This is a genomic window from Streptomyces sp. NPDC005799 (assembly GCF_040630525.1).
Classification (GTDB): Bacteria; Actinomycetota; Actinomycetes; order Streptomycetales; family Streptomycetaceae; genus Streptomyces; species Streptomyces griseorubiginosus_B.
This window is the reverse complement of sequence record NZ_JBEXXQ010000015.1, coordinates 108,726-129,466: the sequence shown is the minus strand read 5'-3', so window position 1 is coordinate 129,466 and position 20,741 is coordinate 108,726. Positions and strand designations below refer to the sequence as shown.

Genomic DNA, 20,741 nt, shown 5'->3' with positions numbered 1-20,741 from the left:
GCCCCCGTGCCGCAGGCACACTGGGCGTATGGACAAACAGGAACTCGGGGCGTTCCTCCGCAGCCGCCGCGAGCGGCTGTGCCCGCAGGACGTCGGCCTGCCCACCGGACCCCGACGCCGTACCCCCGGTCTGCGCCGCGAGGAGGTCGCGGTCCTCGCGCACATCTCCACCGAGTACTACGTCCGGCTCGAGCAGGGCAGGGCGCCGCGACCGTCGGCCGAGGTCCTCGCCGGTATAGCGGGCGCGCTACGGCTCACCGACGCCGAGTCCGACCACCTCCACACCCTCGCGGGCACTGCGCCCAACCGCACCGGACTGCACCGGCGCGACGTCCGCCCGAGCATCCTCGCGCTCCTCGAACGGCTTCCGCAGACGGCCGCCTTCGTGATGTCCACCGCGTTCGAAGTCCTCGCGTGGAACGATCTCGCGGCCGCGCTCATGGAGGACTTCGCACCGCTCGCCCCCAGGGACCGCAATCTCGCGCGCCGTGTGTTCCTCGGACCGGCACGGGACGGTGCCACGCCGTACGGGATCTCCGACGCCGCCGAGTTCCGGCATCACGTGGTCACGCAGCTCCGCGCCACCGTCGCCCGCTACCCGACGGATCCGGAGGTGACCGGCCTGGTCGACGAACTGCGCACCGGCAGCCCCGACTTCGCCCGGCTCTGGGAACGGCACGACGTACAGGCCGCGCCCATGCTCACCAAGACCTTCCGCCATCCGAGCGTCGGCGAGGTCACCGTCGACTGCGACACGCTCAGCCTCACCGACCGCGACCAGTACCTCGTGCTCTACACGGCACCACCGGGATCCCGCAGCGCCGAGGCCCTGGACCTGCTGAACGTCCTGGGAGCCGAGGCCGCCCACTACTCGGCCTGACGGGCGCTCCCCGAGAACCGCGAGAACCGCGGCTCAGGGCCACACCAAGCAGTACGGCTGATGCCCCGCCTCATGCAGACGGTGGCTGAAGTCCTGCCACTCGTGCAGCAGTTGGTACACGTTGAACGCGTCCCGCGGGCCGCCCCGGTCCGGGACCGTCGACCAGATGAAGGCCGCCGCGCCCACCGCCTCCTCGCCGATGCCGCGGAGGGGGTCGACGACCGTCATGGGGAGCTTGACCACGGCGTAGTCGGGGTGCAGGACGACCAGTTCCAGGGGCGGGACCTTGTGCAGGGGCACGCCTTCTATGCCCGTGAGGACCATCGCAGCCATCGTCTCCGGCTTGATCTTCGTGAACATGCCGTTCATGCCGAGCTCGTCGCCGCCGAGTTCCTCGGGGCGCATCGAGATCGGGACGCGGGCCGCGGTCGCGCCGTCCGGCGCGCCGAAGTACTTGTACGTCACCCCCACCCGACCACCATTCCTGCTCCCCGCCCGCAGCCGGTCGAGCCGGCGGTCGGTCCGCCGGTCGAACGGTTCGGGCTCACTCGGTACACCCTGTCCCTGACGTCTCTCGGTAGCTTCCTCCGCCTCGCGTCGGTGCCTTCCCCGCTGGGCCCGTCGAGGACCCAGGTCGTCAGTCCCCTCGCCCAGTCCGCCACCGCGATGCATATCTCCACCCGACTGCTTTTCTAGGACGCGTGGCCCCCGCCGCGCAACCCGATCATCGTGTCAGTGACCTCCCCCACGGCCGCCCGCCGAAACGTGCGGTGAAACACCTGTCCGCAGGATCTTCGCAGCCCCTGAACAAGCCTCCGTACACCCGGTCGTACATCAGCCGTACATCCGTACGCACTCCTATACGTACGACAGGGCCGTTCGAGGTGTGTGTATCAGGTCCCAGTTTCGCAGATCACATCGGGCCGCGACTGTTCCCCGGGTCAGCAGCTGGACGGCGGTGGTGCCCCGCTGCCGCCGCGCCCCGCTGACCTACCCTGGGGAGGTTACCGGGCACCCGGAGCCCGCCCAGCCCGAGAGGTCGGAGAAGCCGCAGGTCATGAGCGAACTGCCATATCCATACGAAGCCCCCGAGTCGCAGGCGCTGTTCGACCGCGCGGCCGCCGTCACGCCCGGCGGCGTGAACTCCCCGGTGCGCGCCTTCCGGGCCGTGGGCGGCACGCCCCGGTTCATGGTGTCGGGCCGGGGCGCGTATCTGACGGACGCGGACGGCCGGGACTACGTGGACCTCGTGTGTTCCTGGGGGCCCATGATCCTCGGCCACTCCCACCCCGAGGTCATCGCCGCCGTCCAGGACGCCGTCTCGCGCGGTACGTCCTTCGGCACTCCCGGTGAGGGCGAGGTCGCGCTCGCCGAGGAGATCGTCGCCCGGGTGGCGCCCGTTCAGCAGGTACGGCTGGTCAGCAGCGGGACCGAGGCGACCATGAGCGCCATCCGGCTCGCCCGCGGGTTCACCCGGCGCTCCAAGGTGATCAAGTTCGCCGGGTGTTACCACGGTCACGTCGACTCGCTGCTCGCCGCCGCGGGCAGCGGGGTGGCCACGTTCGCCCTGCCCGACACCCCCGGTGTCACCGGTGCCCAGGCCGGCGACACGATCGTGCTGCCGTACAACGACCTCGAGGCCGTGAACGAGGCCTTCCACCGGCACCCGGGCGAGATCGCCTGTGTGATCACCGAGGCCTCGCCCGGCAACATGGGCGTGGTGCCGCCGCGGCCCGGGTTCAACCAGGGGCTGAAGGACGCCTGCGCGAAGAACGGCGCGCTGTTCGTCTCCGACGAGGTCATGACCGGGTTCCGTACCAGCCGCTCCGGCTGGTACGGCATCGACGGGGTCGAGCCCGATCTGATGACCTTCGGCAAGGTCATGGGCGGCGGCTTCCCGGCCGCGGCCTTCGGCGGCCGGCAGGACGTCATGGAGCACCTCGCCCCCGCCGGGCCCGTCTACCAGGCCGGCACCCTCTCCGGGAACCCGGTCGCCACCGCGGCCGGCCTCGCCCAGCTGCGCCTGCTCGACGAGGCCGCCTACGACAAGGTCAACGCCGTGTCGGAGCAGATCCAGGCGCTGGTCACCGAGGCACTCACCAAGGAAGGCGTCGCGCACCGGCTGCAGAGCGCCTCCAACATGTTCTCCGTCTTCTTCACGGACCGTTCGGTGCGTGACTACGAGGACGCGAAGGCGCAGGAGTCCTTCCGCTTCACCGCCTTCTTCCACTCGATGCTGGCGCAGGGCGTCTACCTCCCGCCCTCGTCCTTCGAGTCCTGGTTCGTGTCCACGGCCCACGACGAGCAGGCTGTGCAGCGCATCGCCGACGCCCTCCCGGCGGCGGCCCGAGCGGCGGCGGAGGCCACAGCAGCATGAGCGAGCAGCAGGACATCACGGTCGTACACCTCATGCGGCACGGCGAGGTCGACAACCCGGACGGGGTCCTCTACGGCCGTCTCGCCGGGTACCACCTCTCGGAGCTCGGGCGGCAGATGGCCGACCGGGTCGCCGAGCACCTCGCCTCCCGGGACGTGACCTACGTCTGCGCCTCGCCGCTGGAGCGGGCGCAGGAGACGGCCACGCCGATCGCCAAGGCGCACGGGCTCGGCCTCGCCTCCGACGAGCGGCTCATCGAGGCCGACAACATCTTTCAGGGCAAGACCTTCGGCGTCGGCGACGGTGCGCTCAGGAAGCCGGAGAACTGGAAGTACCTCGTCAACCCGTTCAAGCCGTCCTGGGGCGAGCCGTACGTCGACATCGTCGTACGGATGATGCAGGCACTGGACGCCGCCAAGGAGCAGGCGCGTGGGCACGAGGCGGTGCTGGTCAGTCATCAGCTGCCGATCTGGACCGTGCGCTCCTACGTCGAGAAGCGGCGGCTGTGGCACGACCCGCGCAAGCGGCAGTGCACCCTCGCCTCGCTGACGAGCTTCACCTACCGGGGTGACAAGATCGTGTCCGTCGGCTACACCGAGCCGGCCCGCGATCTGGTGCCCGCTCATCTCCTCGCGGGCGCCAGGCCGGCGAAGGGCAAGAGCAAGGCCTTCGGCGCCTGAACCCGCACAGGACGTTCATCTTGTGTCTTATGACACGTTCGTGACATTTATTGCGGGATTAGTGTGATCGCGAGGAACCTTCCCGTTCGTCATGTCCTCTGAATGGGTGACCACCAGAGCACATGACGAATCGGGGTTGGAATGCGCGCACTCTCTCGCAGGGGAATGCTCGGGCTGGGCGCGGGAGCCGCGGCGGCCGCCGGACTCGCCGGCTGTGGCACCCTCAACCCGTCAGACGGGCCGCACCCCGCGTCGGGTTCCAAGGGCGGCAAGAAGTCCGGGAGTACGGCGCATCCGGCCAAGCCGATCGGCGACGGCTCGACCTCCTTCAGCGGCAAGCAGCCCCATCAGCCGGCCAAGCCCGAGCCCCTGGAGCCCGGCCAGACCCCGCCCCAGTTCGTCATCTTCTCCTGGGACGGCGCCGGCGAGGTCGGCAACGGCCTCTTCCCGCGCTTCCTCGACCTCGCCAAGCAGCACGGCGCGTCCATGACCTTCTTCCTGTCCGGGCTGTACCTGCTGCCCGAGTCGAAGAAGCGGCTCTACGACCCGCCGAACAACCCGCGCGGCGCCTCCGACATCGGTTACCTCACCGACGAGCACGTCAAGGCGACGCTCACCAACATCCGCCGTGCCTGGCTCGAGGGCCACGAGATCGGCACCCACTTCAACGGCCACTTCTGCTCCGGCCACGGCACCGTCGGCAACTGGACGCCCGCGCAGTGGCGCAGCGAGATCCAGCAGGCCAAGGCGTTCGTGAAGCAGTGGCGCACCAACACCGGCTGGACCGACCTGCCCTCCCTCCCCTTCGACTACGAGAAGGAACTCGTCGGCGGCCGTACGCCCTGTCTGCTCGGCCAGAACAACCTGCTGCCCACCGCCAGGTCGCTGGGCTGGCGCTACGACGCCTCCTCGCCCGGCGGCCGGCAGGTGTGGCCGGACAAGAAGCTGGGCGTGTGGGACCTGCCGCTGCAGCAGATCCCCTTCCCCGGCCGGTCCTTCGAGGTCCTGTCGATGGACTACAACATGCTCGCCAACCAGTCGCTGAACACGACCAAGGCGCCCGCCTACAACTACCCGGGCTGGCGCACCCAGTCCGCGCAGGCGTACATATCCGGCTTCCAGCGGGCATACGAGTCGAACCGGGCGCCCTTCTTCATCGGAAACCACTTCGAGCACTGGAACGGCGGCATCTACATGGACGCCGTCGAGGAGGCGTTCAAGCACATCGCCCGGGAGAAGGAGAAGGGCGCGGACGTACGGCTGGTCTCCTTCCGGCAGTTCGTCGACTGGATGGACGTGCAGAAGCCGGAGATGCTCGCCAAGCTCCGTACGCTCGACGTCGGACAGCGCCCCGCCGGCGGCTGGAAGGCGTTCCTTCAGCCGACCCCGTCCTCCTCGTCCTCACCCTCCGGTCAAGCCGCCTGACATGCGGCTTCCTGGCCCTGCGGGGTCCGTGAGGGGGGCGGGCAAGATCCCCGGAACGGGCATGCGAAACTTTTCACATGAGTGCCGCCAGCCACGTCCCCCTGCGCTCGAACCGCAGCCGTGCCGTCCTGCTCACCGCAGCCGCCGCGGCCACGGCGCTGACCCTGTCCGCGTGCAGCTCCGGGGGCACCTCAGGCGGAGGCGGTGACACCAACTTCGTCATGGGCAAGGACGGCATCTCCACCGCCAGGAAGGGGGAGCGCGCCGCCGCGCCCGACCTGTCCGGCAAGACGGTCAACGGGCAGCAGCTCGACGTCGCCTCCTACAAGGGCAAGGTCGTCGTCCTGAACGTGTGGGGCTCCTGGTGCGCCCCCTGCCGCGCCGAGGCGCCGGGCCTCGAGAAGGTCTACGAGAGCTTCAAGGCCAAGGGCGTGCAGTTCGTCGGCATCAACACCCGCGACACCAGCGTCCAGAACGCGGTCGCCTTCGAGAAGCAGATGGGCGTCACCTTCCCCAGCCTCTACGACCCCACCGGCAAGCTGATGCTGCGCTTCAAGAAGGGCACCCTCAACCCGCAGGCGGTGCCCTCCACGCTCGTCCTGGACCGCGAGGGCGGGATCGCCGCCCGCTCGCTGGCCGCGCTCAGCGAGGACAAGCTGCGCAGCATGATCGCCCCGGTCCTCGCGGAGAAGTGACGTGACATCCGTCACCACGCTCGCCGCGACGGGCTACAACGGCACGGTGCTCAACGGCGCCCTGCTGGCCGCCCTGCCCATCGCGCTGCTCGGCGGACTCGTCTCCTTCTTCTCCCCGTGCGTCCTCCCGCTCGTCCCCGGCTACCTCTCCTATGTCACCGGCGTCACCGGCACCGACCTCGCCGAGGCCCGGCGTGGACGCATGGTCGCCGGCGCCTCCCTGTTCGTGCTCGGCTTCACCGCCGTGTTCGTCTCCAGCGGCGCCCTGTTCGGCTTCTTCGGTGACACCCTCCAGGACAACAAGGGCATCCTGTCCAAGGTGCTGGGCGTGCTCATGATCCTCATGGGCGTCTTCTTCATGGGCCTGATGCCCTGGATGACCCAGCGTGAGTTCCGCTTCCACAAACGGCCCGTGGCCGGTCTCGCCGGCGCCCCCGTGCTGGGCGCCCTGTTCGGCATCGGCTGGACCCCCTGCATCGGACCCACGCTCGCCTCCGTACTGGCCCTGTCCTCCCAGCAGTCCAGCGCCGGACGGGGCGCCATACTGACCGTCGCCTACTGCCTCGGCCTCGGCGTGCCCTTCGTGCTCGCCGCGGTCGCCTTCCGCAAGGCGCTCGGCGCCTTCGGCTGGGTCAAGCGCCACTATGTCTGGGTGATGCGGATCGGCGGCACGATGATGATCGTGACCGGTCTGCTCCTGGTCACCGGCGCCTGGGACCGAATCGTGCAGGACATGCAGTCCTGGTCCGCCGGCTTCACCGTGGGGATCTGATCGATGAGCAAGACCACAACCGGTACGACCCCCGAGCGGGCCGAGGACGCGGACCTCGGCGCCGCCGGCTCCCAGCTGTCCACCGCGCCCAGGGAGGACCTGCCGAACCTGCCCTCCCTGGGCGTGATCGGCTGGGCCCGCTGGTTCTGGCGGCAGCTGACCTCCATGCGGGTCGCGCTGCTGCTGCTCCTGCTCCTCTCCCTCGGCGCCATCCCCGGCTCGCTGATCCCGCAGTCCGGCATCGACGCCACCAAGGTCGCCGACTTCCGCAAGGCGCACACCGTCCTCGCGCCGATCTACGACAAGCTCGGCCTCTTCCACGTCTACAGCTCGGTGTGGTTCTCCGCGATCTACATCCTGCTGTTCGTCTCCCTCATCGGCTGCATCATCCCGCGCACCTGGCAGTTCGTCGGCCAGCTCCGCGGCCGCCCGCCGGGCGCCCCCCGGCGGCTGACCCGGCTGCCCGCGTACACGACCTGGCGCACCGAGACCGAACCCGAGCAGGTCCGTGAGGCCGCGCTCGTCCTCCTCAAGAAGCGCCGCTTCCGCGCCCACCTCTCCGGTGACGCCGTCGCGGCCGAGAAGGGCTATCTGCGCGAGATCGGCAACCTCGCCTTCCACATCGCCCTGATCGTGCTGCTGACCGCCTTCGCCTGGGGCCAGCTCTACAAGTCCGAGGGCAACAAGCTGATCGTCGAGGGCGACGGTTTCTCCAACACCACCACCCAGTACGACGACTTCAAGTCCGGCAACCTCTTCACCACCGACGACCTGGTGCCGTTCAGCTTCCACTTGAACAAGTTCACCGGCACGTACGAGATGAACGGTCCCAACCGGGGCACCCCGCGCACCTACCAGGCCGCCGTCACCTACAGCCAGGGCGCCTACGGCAAGGGCAAGAAGAGGCTCGTCAAGGTCAACGAACCGCTGTCCATCGGCGACGCCAAGGTCTACCTGACCGCCCACGGCTACGCCCCCCTCATCACCGTCCGCGACGGCAAGGGCAACGTCGTCTACCGCGACGCCGTCCCCCTCCTTCCGCTCGACTCCAACGTCACCTCCACCGGCGTGGTCAAGGTCCTCGACGGCTACCGGAACGCCCAGGGCGTCAGCGAGCAGCTGGGCATCTCGGCGTTCCTCCTGCCCACCTACACCAAGGGCACCGAGACCGCCTCCACCTTCCCCGCCCTGCTCAACCCGGTGCTCAACCTGACGCCGTACCACGGTGACCTCGGGGTCAACTCCGGCATCCCGCAGAGCGTGTACCAGCTCGACAAGTCGCATGTGAAGGAGTTCAAGGACGCCAAGGGCCAGCAGCTCAGGGCGAACCTGAAGCCCGGCGAGACCATGCAGCTGCCGAACGGCGCCGGGTCGATCACCTACGACACCACCAAGGAGTGGGCGAACTTCCAGATCGTCCAGCAGCCCGGCACCGACTGGGCGCTCGCCGGCTCCCTCGTCGCGATCTTCGGTCTCGCCGCCTCCCTGTTCATCCAGCGTCGCCGCGTCTGGGTGCGCGCGGTGACCGGTCCCGACGGCATCACGGTCGTCGAGATGGCCGGCCTCGGCCGCAGCGAGTCCGCGAAGGTCCCGGAGGAACTCGGCGACCTCGCCGGAATCCTCTACGACCAGGCACCCGGTGCACCCGAGCCCGAAGAGGACTCCCCGGACCACCCCGACGCCGAACCCGACGCCGGCTCCCCAGACCAAGACGACTCCACCACCCCCGACCCCCAAGTCGTACCTGCCGAAGGGGCTGAGAAGTGACTCTCTCCGCCGGAACCGAGTTGGCCACCGCGACCAACGAACACCTCGCGAACATCAGCAACACGCTCATCTACTCCGCGATGGCCGTCTACACCTTGGCCTTCTTCACGTACATCGCCGAGTGGATCTTCGGCAGCCGCAGCAAGATCGGCCGTACGGCCGCCGCGCTGACGGGGAAGGCCGAGGGCGCCAAGGGCAAGGCCCCGGCCGTCACCGTGCAGAAGGCCGGCGGCACCGCCGTACTGGAGCGGCCCAAGGTCGTCGTACGATCCGCGGCCGGTGCCCGTGACGTGCCGGACGGGCCAGGGGCGCACGGCGGGGACGAGCAGGGCGACCTCTACGGGCGTATCGCCATCTCGCTCACCGTGCTCGCGTATCTCATCCACCTCGCCGGCGTGATCGCCCGCGCGGCCTCGGTGGAGCGGGCGCCGTGGGGCAACATGTACGAGTTCAACATCACGTTCTCCGCGGTGGCCGTCACCGTGTACCTCACGCTGCTCGCGCTGAAGAAGAACGTCCGCTGGCTCGGCCTGTTCCTGATCACGACGGTCCTCCTCGATCTCGGCATCGCCGTCACTGTCTTGTACACCGCCAGTGATCAGTTGGTTCCCGCCCTTCACTCGTACTGGCTGTACATCCACGTCTCCACCGCCATCCTGTGCGGCGCGGTCTTCTACGTGGGCGCGGTCGGCACGCTGCTGTACCTCTTCAAGGACTCCTACGAGACCAAACTGGAGAACGGCGGCACGCCCGGCCGCTTCGCCACCTCGTTCCTGGAGCGCCTGCCCGCCTCCTCCTCGCTGGACAAGTTCTCCTACCGCGTCAACGCGGCCGTCTTCCCGCTGTGGACGTTCACGATCATCGCGGGCGCGATCTGGGCCGAGTCCGCCTGGGGCCGCTACTGGGGCTGGGACCCCAAGGAGACCTGGGCGTTCATCACCTGGGTCGCCTACGCCTGCTACCTGCACGCCCGCGCCACCGCCGGCTGGAAGGGCCGCAAGGCCGCCTACCTGGCCCTGATCGCCTTCGGCTGCTGGCTGTTCAACTACTACGGCGTCAACATCTTCGTCTCGGGCAAGCACTCGTACGCGGGCGTGTAGCGGCGGCGGGCGGGTAGCAGCCGCGGGCGTGCGGCAGCCGTGGCCGTGGGAGAAGCCGGTCAGCCGACCGTGATCGAGTCCAGCTTCTCCCGCAGGTACACATGCGAGTCGACCGGTGGGTACGCCACCCGCCCCACCGGCGCCGGAACGGACTCCACGACCGTCCCCGGGGTGCACTCGCCGAAGTAGACCAGGGACATCAGCTCCTCGGAGGGGGCGTCGGCCGGCGGCGGGAGGACCCGGTGCCGGCCCGAGCGCCAGCGGTCGCCGGTCCAGCGGGCCATCAGGTCACCGATGTTGATGGTGAAGGCGTCGGGATCGTACGGCGCGTCCTCCCAGCCGCCCTCGTCGGTGTAGACCTGCAGCCCGCCCTTGCCCGCCTGCCGGTCCAGGATCGTCACCGTCCCGAAGTCGGTGTGCGGGCCGATGCGGAACTGGCCCGGCTGCGGCCGGCCGACGACGTCCGTCCCCGGATACCAGTTGATGTTGAAGCCGTACGTCGGATGGTCCATGTGCCGGGAGAAGAAGTCGCCCTCCAGGCCGAGCGCCTCGCCGAGCAGGGACAGCAGCCGCTTCTCCAGCTCCGCCATCCGCTCCAGGTACTCGGCGCACAGCGTCCGCAGCTCCGGCACCTCCGCCGGCCACACGTTGGGCGCGTACCACTCCGCGTTGATCACCGGGTCCTCGAAGGGCTCGTGCGTCGCGAAGGTCAGCGACTCCTTCAGGTCGGGCGGGGTCTCGGTGCCCTCCGAGTAGCCGTTGGCCTCCGCGCCGGGCCCGAGCCAGCCGCGGCCGCCGACCTTCGCCTCGTAGGGCTGCTTGACGTCCACGGGCAGGGTGAAGAAGGCCCGCGCCGCCTCCCGGATCCCCGAGCGCAGGACCGGGTCGACCCCGTGCCCCGTCACCAGCAGGAACCCGGCGCTCTGCAGGGCCTCGTCGACGGTACGGGCGATGGCCGCGCGGGCGTCCGCGTCGCCCTCCAGCCAGGGCCGCAGATCGATGGTCGGGATGCGCGGGGCAGGGGCGTCACTCACCGATGTCCTCATTCCACAGAGCCGGATGGTTCTTGATGAAGTCGCGCATCATGCCGATGCACTCGGGGTCGTCGAGCAGCACGATCTCCACGCCGTGCTCGGCCAGCCAGTCGTGCCCGCCGTGGAAGGTCGCCGCCTCGCCGACGACGACCCGGGAGATGCCGAACTGCCGGACCAGTCCGGAGCAGTACCAGCAGGGCGAGAGGGTGGTGACCATGGTCGTACCGCGATACGACCGCTGCCGTCCCGCGTTACGGAACGCGGCCGTCTCCGCGTGCATGGAGGGGTCGTCGTCCTGGACGCGCCGGTTGTGGCCCCGCCCGAGCAGCGTGCCGTCGGCGCCGTAGAGCGCGGCCCCGATCGGGATGCCGCCCTCCGCGAGCCCGGCGCGGGCCTCCGCGACGGCGGTGGCGAGCCAGGTGTGTGCCTGTGCCTGATCCATACGTTCCACTCTCCTGTGGCCGAAACACGAGGGCAACGTGCGGAAAGTACTCTCCGGGCAACCCGCCGCCGGACGAACTGTCCACGCCCAGGAGGTGCCCGTGGCCGCCCTCACGCTCCGCGAAGTCCTGGACCTCGATCCCGTACGCGCCTCCGAGCCCCGCCTGCTGACCGGACGGACCGCCCTCGACCGCCCCGTGCGCTGGGTCCACTCCAGCGAGGTGTACGAGGGCGCCAACTTCCTCGACGGCGGCGAACTGCTGCTCACCAACGGCTTCGGACTCACCGACGCGGACGAGGAGGTACGGCGGCGGTACGTCCGTGAGCTGGCCGCGCGCGGTGCGGCGGGGCTGGCGGTGGAGATCGGCCGGGCCCTGCCCCAGATGCCCGCCGAGGTCGTCGACGAGGCCGACCGCCTCGGCCTGCCCCTGCTGGCCCTGCACCGGGTCGTGCCCTTCGTGCGGATCACCGAGGCGGCCAACCGGGCGATCGTCGCGCGCGGGCTGTCCGGGCGGTCGGTGGTACGGCCCTGGGGCGACGACCACACGGCCGCCCTGCTCGCCGACCTCGCCGACCGGGCGGCCCTCAACCAGCCCGAGGTGGAGGCCCGTTCGGCCCTCGCCGGGTTCCATCCGGGGCCGGGGGCACGGCTGATCGGGGTGTCCGTGCACGGGACCCGGGAGACCGGCGCGGTGGACCGGGCCGTACGGCTGCTGTGCGGGGCCGCGGTACTGCGGGCGGCCTTCCCGGGCGACGTGCTGGCCCTGCTCGCGCTGCCCGCCGCCGGGACCGGCGACCCGATCCGCGCCGTCCAGGACGCCTTCCGCGGCGCCGCCGAGTCCGGGCTCACCGTCGCCGTCGGGCATGCCGTGGACGCGGGCGGCGGCTGGCTGCGCTGGAGCGACACCTTGCGTGCGGCCCGTACGACGCTGGAACTGGCGCTGACCGTGCCGGCCGCGGAACCGGCTGTGCCGGAAGGGCCGTTGGTGACGTCCGCTCGCGCGCTCGCCCTGGAGCGGGAGCTGACCCGTGGCGGTGTGGACACCAACCGGGACCGGCTTGCCCGGTTGGTGCAGCACACGTTGGGGCCGCTGTTGGCGTGGGAGGCGGCGCATCCCAGTGACCTGGTGCGGACGTTGGAGGTGCATCTGCGGCACGGATGCTCGCCGACGCGCACGGCGTCGTTGCTGCACATCGGCCGACAGTCCCTGTACCAACGCCTGGAGCGCATCGAGTCGTTGCTCGGCCTGGAGATCGACGACCCCGACCTCCTGGGCGAGTTGCTGCAGGCGGCCTGCGCACACCGGGTGGTCCGGGGGATGGGGGCGACTCAGGTGCGGGGGCTGCGGACGGTGGCCTGACGGAGGGTGTGCGGAGGGCGTGGACTCGGGCCGTGGTCGCCGCACACCTCCGGTCTCATCGGATGTCCGGCTGCAGGCGGATCATCGGGATGCCCGGTCGCACCTTGGCGATGGCGCCGAAGCCGTCGTCGACGTGGAGGACGGTCAGTCGGTGGTGTTCCGCGGTCAGAGCGATCAGGATGTCGATGGGTGACGGGCCCCGGTGATGGCCGATCTTCAGCAGCTCTCGCTGGACGGCGATGACCCTCGGCCAGACGTCGTCGGGCGCGGGTACTCAGCCGAAGGTCTGGCCGAGCATGGTGAAGAAGGGCTCGTGGTCGCGGTCCGCGCGTACTGCGCGCAGCAACTCGGCCTCGACGGGCGGGCAGACGGCCGGCAGTTCCCGCGCGACGGGTTCGGGCCAGGGGGATGTGATGGGCCCGCGCAGGAGACGCCAGACCGCAGAGGTGTCGGCCAGATACGTCACTGCCCTGAGCGCTCCAGCGCCTCGAGGGCCTCGAAGTCGAGGTAGTCCTCCGAGTTCTCCTGCAGCCAGCGCAGTGCCCGTGCCCGGTCGTCCGCGCTGATCGCGGCCGCTATGGTCAGGGCGCGGTTGATGGTGTCCCGCTTCGTCTTGGTGCCGAGCTGCTGCTGGGTGAACGCCAGCATGTCGTCGTCGATGTCGACCAGGGTCCTGGACACACGGCCTCCCGAGCACACCTTGATATACAGGACAGTGCCTGTATATCAAGGTGGGCAGGCCCGGCCCCGTCGGTCCGCTCAGGCAGCCACGCTCGTACCCCGTCCCCGGCTCCGCAGCACCGCGTACAGCGCCGCGCTCACCACGAAGCCGACGACCGGGGTGATGTCGCCGAAGGACGGCCAGTGCTTGGGGACGTAGCCGACGTAGTCCTCCTGGTTGGAGAAGAGGGGGACCGAGACCGCGACGCCGATCAACAGGGCCGCCAGGCCGGGCCAGTTGGTGAAGGCGCGGTCCCTCAGGCGGGCCGCCAGCACCTCGTCCGTCGCCGTGCGGGACTGCAGCCAGCGCTCCGTCAGGACGACCCCGAGCCAGGGCGCCACCCAGTACGCGATCACCAGCAGGAACGCCTCGTACGCCGCCCCCGCGTCGTCCAGAGACGCCCACGCCGCCGCCGTACCGGCCACGCCCGACACCACGACCAGCACCCCGCGGCTGAGCCAGGTGGGGAGGTTCAGGCCGAAGGACGCGATGGAGATCGCCCCGGAGTACACATTGAGGGCGTTCGCCGAGATGCCGCCGAGGATGATCGCGATGAGCACCAGGTCGCCCAGCCAGCCCGGCAGATGGCCGGTGAAGGCGGCCGTCGGGGTGGCGTCCTTCGGGGCCAGGATCGTCGCCGACGCCGCACCGATGACCGCCACCACGGCGACGGACACGAACAGGCCGACGGCCGGGTAGAGGATCGTCTTCAGTCGGTTCGCGGTGCGGGGGAGGTAGCGCGAGTAGTCCGTGGCGTAGGGGTTCCAGCCCGCCGCGTAGCCCCAGGCCGCGCTGAACGCGAGCAGGAAACCGCCGATCCCGCCACCGGTGCCGCCCCCGCCGAGGTGGGCGTCCTTGAAGGTCCACACGCCTGCCAGCAGGAAGATCACCGCGAGCGCCGGGAAGGCGTACTTCTCGAAGGTGTGGACGAAGTTGTGGCCGATGAAGCCGATGAGGATCTCGGCCACGACCACGAGGAACAGGGACGGCAGCGGGCGCAGACCCGTCAGCGTGTTGAGCGCGAAGGCCGCGCTCACGCTGTTCACCGCGAACCAGCCGACCCCGGCGACCAGGCCGTTGGCCGCCGAGGGCAGGATGTTGCCGAGGTAGCCGAAGGAGAGGCGGCCGATCACCATCTGCGGCACCCCGAACCGGGGCCCGTCCAGCGACAGCACGCCCTGGGTGATCGCGCCGACCGCGGTGCCGAGCACGATGGCGGCCGTGGCCTGCCAGAAGCTCAGCCCGAAGAAGAGGACCGCGATCACACCGATGTAGACGGTCGCGAACTCGATGTTCGGTGAGGCCCACGTCCACAGCAGCTGGAGCGGGCCGCCGTGCCGCTCGGCATCGGGGATGGGCTCGGAGCCCGCCGTTTCGACGGCGATGACCTTGTCACCGTAGGCGGGGGCGAGGGTGCCGGCGGAGTCGGCGGGAGCAGTCGTCATACGAGCCAAGTGTCCGGTTCCGACCTGTCCGGGCCCAGGGACGCACTGTCCGCTTCGGGGGCTGCGGCGACGTACACCTTGTACGGCCCGCCGCCGTGGGGGCGGTCCCGGCGCCGCGGCGGCTCACTCCGCGTTCTTGTCCGTGTCCTTGTCGCCCTTGGTGTCGTCCAGGGACTTCAGGAAGTCGGGGTTGTCGTCCGGCGCGACCCAGCGCCCTGGCGCGGCGGGCCCCGCGGATCCGTTGGCGGCCGACCGGTTCTTTCCGGCGATCAGCCAGGCCACCGGCCCGACCAGCACCTCGCCGAACAGCAGGATGACGATCACCCAGGCCACCTTTGGCAGTCCGCGCACCTCCTCCTCGGGAGTGTTCAGACAGTCCACGAAGGCGTAGATCCACAGGGCCAGCACCAGAAGGAACGGCAGATACCTCAGCATGCTCGCGTGCTCTCCCAGCGGTGGTGAGTCGGCCCCGGTGACGGGGTCAGGGTAGCGGGTGGCCGATACTGGGACCCATGGCTTACGACGATCTTCGCTCCCTGCTCAGGGCCTTGGAACGCGAGGGCGACCTCAAGCGCGTCAAGGTCGAGGTCGACCCGTATCTGGAGGTCGGGGAGATCGTCGACCGGGTGCAGAAGGCAGGCGGCCCCGCACTGCTCTTCGAGAACGTGAAGGGCTCCGCCATGCCCCTCGCGATGAACGTCTTCGGCACCGACCGGCGGCTGCTGAAGGCCCTGGGCCTGAAGTCGTACGGCGAGATCAGCGAGAAGATCGGCGGTCTGCTGCGGCCCGAACTGCCGCACGGGTTCGTCGGGATGCGCGAGGCCTTCGGCAAGCTCGGCGCGATGACGCACGTACCGCCGAAGAAGGTGAAGTCCGACAACGCGCCGGTGCAGGAGGTCGTCCTCACCGGCGACGACGTCGATCTCGACCGGCTGCCCGCGCTGTTCACCTGGCCCAAGGACGGCGGCTCCTTCTTCAACCTGGGCCTGACCCACACCAAGGACCCGGAGACCGGGATCCGCAACCTCGGCCTGTACCGGCTCCAGCGGCACGACAAGCGCACCATCGGCATGCACTGGCAGATCCACAAGGACAGCCGCAACCACTACCAGGTCGCGGCGCGGCGCGGCGAGCGGCTGCCGGTCGCGATCGCCTTCGGCTGCCCGCCCGCGGTGACGTACGCCTCCACCGCGCCTCTGCCCGGTGACATCGACGAGTACCTCTTCGCCGGGTTCATCGCAGGCAAGCGGATCGAGATGGTGGACTGCAGGACGGTGCCGCTGCAGGTGCCGGCGCAGGCGGAGGTCGTGATCGAGGGCTGGCTGGAGCCCGGCGAGATGCTCCCCGAGGGCCCCTTCGGCGACCACACCGGCTTCTACACCCCGCAGGAACCGTTCCCCGCGCTGAGGATCGACTGCGTGACGATGCGGAAGCGGCCGCTGCTGCAGTCGATCGTCGTGGGCCGGCCCCCGACGGAGGACGGACCCCTCGGCCGTGCGACCGAACGCTTCTTCCTCCCCCTGCTGAAGATCATCGTCCCGGACATCGTGGACTACCACCTGCCCGAGGCGGGCGGCTTCCACAACTGCGCGATCGTCTCGATCGACAAGAAGTACCCCAAGCACGCCCAGAAGGTCATGCACGCGATCTGGGGGGCTCACATGATGTCCCTGACGAAGCTGATCGTGGTCGTGGACTCCGACTGCGACGTCCACGACCTGCACGAGGTCGCGTGGCGGGCGCTCGGCAACACCGACTACGCCCGCGACCTCAGCGTCGTCGAAGGCCCCGTCGACCATCTCGACCACGCCTCCTACCAGCAGTTCTGGGGTGGCAAGGCCGGGATCGACGCGACGAAGAAGTGGCCCGAGGAGGGCTACACCCGCGACGGTGGCTGGCCCGACATGGTCCTGTCCGACCCGGATACGGCGGCGAAGGTCGACCGCCGCTGGAAGGAGTACGGCCTTTCATGAGCAGTGCCTCCGCCGCGATCCCGCAGCCAGGACGCACCAAGGCGTTTCTGCGTCTGGTGATGATCGAGCACTCGGTGTTCGCCCTGCCCTTCGCGTACATCGCCGCGCTCACCGCGATGTACGAGTGGGACAAGAACATCCACTGGGGGCGGCTGCTCCTGGTCACCGTCTGCATGGTGGGTCTGCGGACGTTCGCCATGGCCGTGAACCGGATCATCGACCGGGAGATCGACGCCCGGAACCCGCGCACGGCCCACCGCGAGCTGGTCACCGGCGCGATGTCGGTGAAGCACGCCTGGACCGGTGCCCTCATCGCGGTCGTGGTCTTCCTGGGCTCGGCGGCGCTGCTCAATCCGCTCTGCCTGGCGCTGGCGCCGGTCGCGGTCCTCCCGATGGTCGTCTACCCCTACGGCAAGCGGTTCACGAACTTCCCGCAGGCCATCCTGGGGCTCGCCCAGGCCATGGGCCCGATCGGCGGCTGGCTCGCCATCAGCGGCGAGTGGAACTGGCACGCGGTGATCCTCGGCCTCGCCGTGGGCATCTGGATCGGCGGCTTCGATCTGATCTACGCCTGCCAGGACGTCGCGACAGACCGCGAGGTCGGCGTCATGTCGGTCCCGGCCCGCTTCGGCATCCCGGCGGCCATCTGGGGCGCGCGGGTCTGTCACTTGCTGACCATGTCCCTCCTCGTCTGGTACGCCGTCGCCACCGACGCGGGAGGGTTCTTCTGGGTCGGTCTGATGATCGTCGCGGGCGCCTTCGTCTACGAGCACTCGATCGTGCGACCCCACGACCTGTCCCGCCTCAACCGCGCGTTCTTCAGCGTCAACGGCTTCATCGGCATCGCCCTGTTCGTGTGCGCGCTGCTGGACCTGCTGGTTCGGGGCCTCACCGTGTGAGTGCGGGAGGCGAGGCGGGGCGGCGCCGGAACCAGAACGCCGTCCCGACTCCCGTCGCCAGGCCTATCAGGTGGGCCTGCCAGCTGACGCCCGTCTGCAGGGGGGACAGGCCCAGGAGGATCGACGTGCCCCAGACGGCGCCGATCAGCAGGCCCACCAGGACGCCCAGCGGGCGGCGCTCGACGAAGCCGCTGACCAACAGGAAGCCGAACAGGCCGAAGATCAGGCCGGACGCGCCCGCGGTGTTGGTGTGGTCCGGGGCTGTCAGCCACACGCCCAGTCCGTCGGCGACGATGATGACGAGGCAGAGGGCGGCGAACCGGCGCAGTCCGCCCAGCGCCGCGAGGAAGCCCATGACCAGCAGCGGCACGCTGTTGGCGGCCACATGGGCGAAGCCGAAGTGGATGAACGCGGCCGGGACGATGTCCACCAGCTCGGAGACCCGGCGCGGCATGATGCCGAGACCGTCGAGCGCGTGGCCGCTGACCACGTCGACCACTTCCAGCAGCCACAGCAGGGCGACCCAGCCCACCATCAGCTTGGCCGCGGCCTTCGCCCGCTCACCCCGCGACCACTCGAACTGCGTACCCGACATGCCGTCCCCCAACGATCCGCCCGACCCCTGAGGGGTCCTAGGGACAACGGCCGAGCCCCCTCGACCGGTTCCCACCCCGCGGCGCCGGATAGGCTCGGTGTCGTGGACCCAGTCAAGCCAGGAGAGACGCCGCGTACACCTTGGATCGTAGGGGTGTCCGGCGCTTCCGGCACGCCATATGCCGCGTCGGTGCTGCGTGCGCTGCTCGACGCCGGCGAGAGCGTGGACCTGGTCGTCAGCCGGGCCTCCCGGCTCACCCTCCTGGACGAGACGGGGATCTCGTTCCGGGACGCACACTGGCGTGACGACCTGCGGGAATGGCTGACGCGGGGTGCCGACGGAAAGCCCGGGACCTACACCGTGGACGTCGGCGCCGTGCGGTACTGGCCCGCCGGGGACCTCGCCGCGGGCCCGTCCTCGGGGTCGTACCCGGTCAAGGGCATGCTCATCGTGCCGGCCTCCACGGCGTGTGTGGCCGGTGTCGCGCTCGGGCTGTCCAAGGATCTGCTCCAGCGCGCCGCGAGCGTCACACTGAAGGAACGCCGGCCGCTGGTCGTGGCCGTACGGGAGACCCCCTTGAACGGCCAGACGCTGCGCCACCTCGTCGCCCTCGACGACGCGGGCGCCACCGTGGTCCCCGCCTCGCCCGCCTTCTACGCGGGCGCCACACACATCCAGGACCTGGTGGACTTCGTTGCCGGGCGGGTGCTGGACGCGGCGGGCGTCGGGCACGGCCTGTACCGGCGCTGGAAGGGCGAACTGGGCGGCGGCCACAGCGCGGACTAGGGCGCCGGCACCTGTGAGCACCTCGCACTACCTCTCATCACTCGGGAACTCTTCAGCGGAAGGCATCGATCGCATGGACGCGGTGGACAGGCAGCTCATCCAGGCCCTGAGGGAGAACGGCCGGGCCTCGTACGCGGAGCTGGGGCGCCTCGTCGGTCTGTCGGGGCCCAGCGTCACCGACCGCATCAACCGGCTGGAGGCGGCCGGTGTCATCACCGGCTACCGCGCCACCGTCGACGCCGCCTCGCTCGGCCTCGGCGTCACCGCGCTGATCGGGATCTCCCTCTCCGACGCGGCCGACCACGAGGACGTGGCCCAGCGGATGAAGGAGCTCAGCGAGATCGAGGACTGCTGGTTCATCGCCGGCGACGACTCGTTCATGCTCAAGGTGAGGGCGAACGACGTGGACGGCCTGGAGAAGATCATCCGGCGGCTCAGCGGGACGAAGGGCGTGTCCCGGACCCGTACCACGATCGTGCTCTCCACGAAGTGGGAGAACCGGGTGGGTGAGCTGCCCGAACAGGTGTGAGCCCGTGGGCGTACCGTTGGGTCGAGTTGTCGTAGAGGAAAGGTCGTGGCATGGACGTCGGGCTCAAGCGCGAGCTGGAGGAGAAGGTCCGCTCCGGTGAGCGGCTGTCCCGCGAGGACGGCATCGCGCTGTACGAGTCGGACGACCTGGCGTGGCTCGGCGGCCTCGCCCACGAGGTGCGCACCCGCAAGAACGGTGACGTGGTCCACTTCAACGTCAACCGGCACCTCAACATGACCAACGTGTGCACGGCCTCCTGCGCCTACTGCTCCTTCCAGCGCAAGCCGGGTGAGAAGGACGCGTACACGATGCGCATCGAGGAGGCGGTGAAGCTCGCGAAGGCGATGGAGAGCGACAACCTCACCGAGCTCCACATCGTCAACGGGCTGCACCCGAACCTGCCGTGGCGCTACTACCCGCGGTCCCTGCGGGAGCTGAAGGCCGCGCTGCCGCACGTGTCGCTGAAGGCGTTCACGGCGACGGAGATCCACCACTTCGAGACGATCAGCGGCCTGTCGGCGTCGGAGATCCTCGACGAGCTGATCGACGCGGGCCTGGAGTCCCTCACCGGTGGCGGCGCCGAGATCTTCGACTGGGAGGTCCGGCAGCACATCGTGGACCACCGCACCCACTGGGAGGACTGGTCCCGCATCCACCGGCTGGCGCACGAGAAGGGTCTGAAGACCCCGTGCACCATGCTGTACGGCCACATCGAGGAGCCGCGCCACCGCGTCGACCACGTTCTGCGCCTGCGTGAGCTGCAGGACGAGACCGGCGGCTTCCAGGTCTTCATCCCGCTGCGCTACCAGCACGACTTCGTGGACATGAAGGACGGCAAGGTCCGCAACCGGCTCCAGGCGCGCACGCAGATGGCGACGGGCGCGGAGGCCCTGAAGACCTTCGCGGTCTCACGCCTCCTCTTCGACAACGTCCCGCACGTCAAGGTCTTCTGGGTCATGCACGGCGTCCAGACCGCGCAGCTGGCGCTCCAGCACGGCGCCGACGACATGGACGGCTCGGTCGTCGAGTACAAGATCACCCACGACGCGGACAACTTCGGCACCCCGAACAAGCTGACCCGCGAGGACCTCCTGGACCTGATCCGCGACGCCGGCTTCCGCCCGGTGGAGCGCAACACCCGCTACGAGATCATCCGAGAGTACGAGGGTCCGGACCCGGCGCGAAGGGAAGAGCCGCAGCCGATGCGGGTCTGAGCCCCGTCGGGGCGGGTGCGGGTGAGTGGGGGCTGGTCGCGCCCCGC

Annotated in this window: 22 protein-coding genes; 14 read left to right on the top strand and 8 right to left on the bottom strand. The window is 69.8% G+C overall.

Translation table 11 applies throughout. From position 1 onward, the window contains the following. The first annotated feature begins 28 nt into the window (after nt 1-28). The gene (locus tag ABZ453_RS17195) at nt 29-880 is read left to right on the top strand and encodes a helix-turn-helix transcriptional regulator (protein ID WP_359015777.1); all 852 of its coding nucleotides are present in this window, start codon (nt 29-31) and stop codon (nt 878-880) included. Between the two features lie 33 nt (nt 881-913). On the opposite strand, the gene ABZ453_RS17190 is transcribed toward ABZ453_RS17195, so the two are convergent. Further along, entirely contained in the window at nt 914-1,552 is a 639-nt protein-coding gene (locus ABZ453_RS17190) for a hypothetical protein (protein ID WP_208780150.1), read from the bottom strand. A gap of 385 nt (nt 1,553-1,937) precedes the next feature. On the opposite strand from ABZ453_RS17190, the gene hemL reads away from it, so the two are divergent. The 7 genes from hemL (at nt 1,938) to ccsB (ending at nt 9,696) form a co-directional block, all read left to right on the top strand. Beyond that, nucleotides 1,938-3,257, top strand: a complete 1,320-nt coding sequence (gene hemL / locus ABZ453_RS17185) for a glutamate-1-semialdehyde 2,1-aminomutase (protein WP_359015776.1) — start codon at nt 1,938-1,940, stop codon at nt 3,255-3,257. Then, nucleotides 3,254-3,937 (top strand): histidine phosphatase family protein, encoded by a 684-nt coding sequence (locus ABZ453_RS17180; RefSeq protein WP_359015775.1) that lies wholly within the window; start codon nt 3,254-3,256, stop codon nt 3,935-3,937. Before hemL ends, ABZ453_RS17180 begins: the two co-directional genes overlap by 4 nt. A 141-nt stretch (nt 3,938-4,078) precedes the next feature. Then, nucleotides 4,079-5,362 (top strand): hypothetical protein, encoded by a 1,284-nt coding sequence (locus ABZ453_RS17175; RefSeq protein ID WP_359015774.1) that lies wholly within the window; start codon nt 4,079-4,081, stop codon nt 5,360-5,362. A gap of 77 nt (nt 5,363-5,439) precedes the next feature. Continuing rightward, nucleotides 5,440-6,057, top strand: a complete 618-nt coding sequence (locus tag ABZ453_RS17170; protein WP_359015773.1) for a TlpA disulfide reductase family protein — start codon at nt 5,440-5,442, stop codon at nt 6,055-6,057. Nucleotide 6,058: 1 nt separating this feature from the next. After that, nucleotides 6,059-6,829 (top strand): cytochrome c biogenesis protein CcdA, encoded by a 771-nt coding sequence (locus ABZ453_RS17165; protein ID WP_240869354.1) that lies wholly within the window; start codon nt 6,059-6,061, stop codon nt 6,827-6,829. A gap of 3 nt (nt 6,830-6,832) precedes the next feature. Continuing rightward, nucleotides 6,833-8,596, top strand: coding sequence for a cytochrome c biogenesis protein ResB (locus tag ABZ453_RS17160; RefSeq protein WP_359015772.1), 1,764 nt, complete (start codon nt 6,833-6,835; stop codon nt 8,594-8,596). Beyond that, a complete protein-coding gene (gene ccsB, locus ABZ453_RS17155) occupies nt 8,593-9,696 on the top strand; it encodes a c-type cytochrome biogenesis protein CcsB (RefSeq protein ID WP_359015771.1) in 1,104 nt (367 codons plus the stop codon). Before ABZ453_RS17160 ends, ccsB begins: the two co-directional genes overlap by 4 nt. A gap of 59 nt (nt 9,697-9,755) precedes the next feature. Here the strand turns inward: ccsB and ABZ453_RS17150 are convergent, their stop codons facing one another. Together ABZ453_RS17150 and ABZ453_RS17145 are read right to left on the bottom strand one after the other, a co-directional pair. Beyond that, nucleotides 9,756-10,742, bottom strand: coding sequence for a 2-oxoglutarate and iron-dependent oxygenase domain-containing protein (locus tag ABZ453_RS17150; protein ID WP_359015770.1), 987 nt, complete (start codon nt 10,740-10,742; stop codon nt 9,756-9,758). Beyond that, nucleotides 10,723-11,172: a nucleoside deaminase gene (locus ABZ453_RS17145; protein WP_208780159.1), complete on the bottom strand. Its 450-nt coding sequence runs from the start codon at nt 11,170-11,172 to the stop codon at nt 10,723-10,725. Before ABZ453_RS17145 ends, ABZ453_RS17150 begins: the two co-directional genes overlap by 20 nt. 100 nt (nt 11,173-11,272) lie before the next feature. Between ABZ453_RS17145 and ABZ453_RS17140 the strand changes: the two genes are divergently transcribed. Then, on the top strand, nt 11,273-12,532 hold the full coding sequence (locus ABZ453_RS17140; RefSeq protein WP_359015769.1) for a PucR family transcriptional regulator: 1,260 nt from the start codon (nt 11,273-11,275) through the stop codon (nt 12,530-12,532). Nucleotides 12,533-12,806: 274 nt separating this feature from the next. Here the strand turns inward: ABZ453_RS17140 and ABZ453_RS17135 are convergent, their stop codons facing one another. The 4 genes from ABZ453_RS17135 to ABZ453_RS17120 all read right to left on the bottom strand — a co-directional run bounded on the left by ABZ453_RS17135 (nt 12,807) and on the right by ABZ453_RS17120 (nt 15,133). Beyond that, on the bottom strand, nt 12,807-12,998 hold the full coding sequence (locus ABZ453_RS17135) for a hypothetical protein (RefSeq protein WP_359015768.1): 192 nt from the start codon (nt 12,996-12,998) through the stop codon (nt 12,807-12,809). Then, on the bottom strand, nt 12,995-13,213 hold the full coding sequence (locus tag ABZ453_RS17130) for a DUF2191 domain-containing protein (protein WP_359015767.1): 219 nt from the start codon (nt 13,211-13,213) through the stop codon (nt 12,995-12,997). The genes ABZ453_RS17135 and ABZ453_RS17130 overlap by 4 nt, the downstream gene beginning before the upstream one ends. Nucleotides 13,214-13,291: 78 nt before the next feature. Then, nucleotides 13,292-14,698: a cytosine permease gene (locus tag ABZ453_RS17125; protein ID WP_359015766.1), complete on the bottom strand. Its 1,407-nt coding sequence runs from the start codon at nt 14,696-14,698 to the stop codon at nt 13,292-13,294. Between the two features lie 123 nt (nt 14,699-14,821). Continuing rightward, a complete protein-coding gene (locus ABZ453_RS17120; RefSeq protein ID WP_359015765.1) occupies nt 14,822-15,133 on the bottom strand; it encodes a PLD nuclease N-terminal domain-containing protein in 312 nt (103 codons plus the stop codon). Nucleotides 15,134-15,210: 77 nt separating this feature from the next. Here ABZ453_RS17120 and ABZ453_RS17115 point away from each other — a divergent pair, with 77 nt between their 5' ends. Together ABZ453_RS17115 and mqnP are read left to right on the top strand one after the other, a co-directional pair. Next, entirely contained in the window at nt 15,211-16,671 is a 1,461-nt protein-coding gene (locus ABZ453_RS17115; protein ID WP_359015764.1) for a menaquinone biosynthesis decarboxylase, read from the top strand. After that, nucleotides 16,668-17,570 (top strand): menaquinone biosynthesis prenyltransferase MqnP, encoded by a 903-nt coding sequence (gene mqnP / locus ABZ453_RS17110; RefSeq protein WP_359015763.1) that lies wholly within the window; start codon nt 16,668-16,670, stop codon nt 17,568-17,570. The genes ABZ453_RS17115 and mqnP overlap by 4 nt, the downstream gene beginning before the upstream one ends. On the opposite strand, the gene ABZ453_RS17105 is transcribed toward mqnP, so the two are convergent. Further along, on the bottom strand, nt 17,560-18,165 hold the full coding sequence (locus ABZ453_RS17105) for a rhomboid family intramembrane serine protease (protein ID WP_359015762.1): 606 nt from the start codon (nt 18,163-18,165) through the stop codon (nt 17,560-17,562). The genes mqnP and ABZ453_RS17105 overlap by 11 nt on opposite strands. Nucleotides 18,166-18,318: 153 nt before the next feature. Between ABZ453_RS17105 and ABZ453_RS17100 the strand changes: the two genes are divergently transcribed. The 3 genes from ABZ453_RS17100 to mqnE all read left to right on the top strand — a co-directional run bounded on the left by ABZ453_RS17100 (nt 18,319) and on the right by mqnE (nt 20,694). After that, a complete protein-coding gene (locus ABZ453_RS17100) occupies nt 18,319-18,951 on the top strand; it encodes a UbiX family flavin prenyltransferase (protein WP_359015761.1) in 633 nt (210 codons plus the stop codon). A gap of 73 nt (nt 18,952-19,024) precedes the next feature. Then, nucleotides 19,025-19,480, top strand: a complete 456-nt coding sequence (locus ABZ453_RS17095; protein WP_240869314.1) for an Lrp/AsnC family transcriptional regulator — start codon at nt 19,025-19,027, stop codon at nt 19,478-19,480. Between the two features lie 50 nt (nt 19,481-19,530). Beyond that, nucleotides 19,531-20,694 (top strand): aminofutalosine synthase MqnE, encoded by a 1,164-nt coding sequence (gene mqnE / locus ABZ453_RS17090; protein ID WP_359015760.1) that lies wholly within the window; start codon nt 19,531-19,533, stop codon nt 20,692-20,694. Nucleotides 20,695-20,741 lie beyond the last annotated feature (47 nt).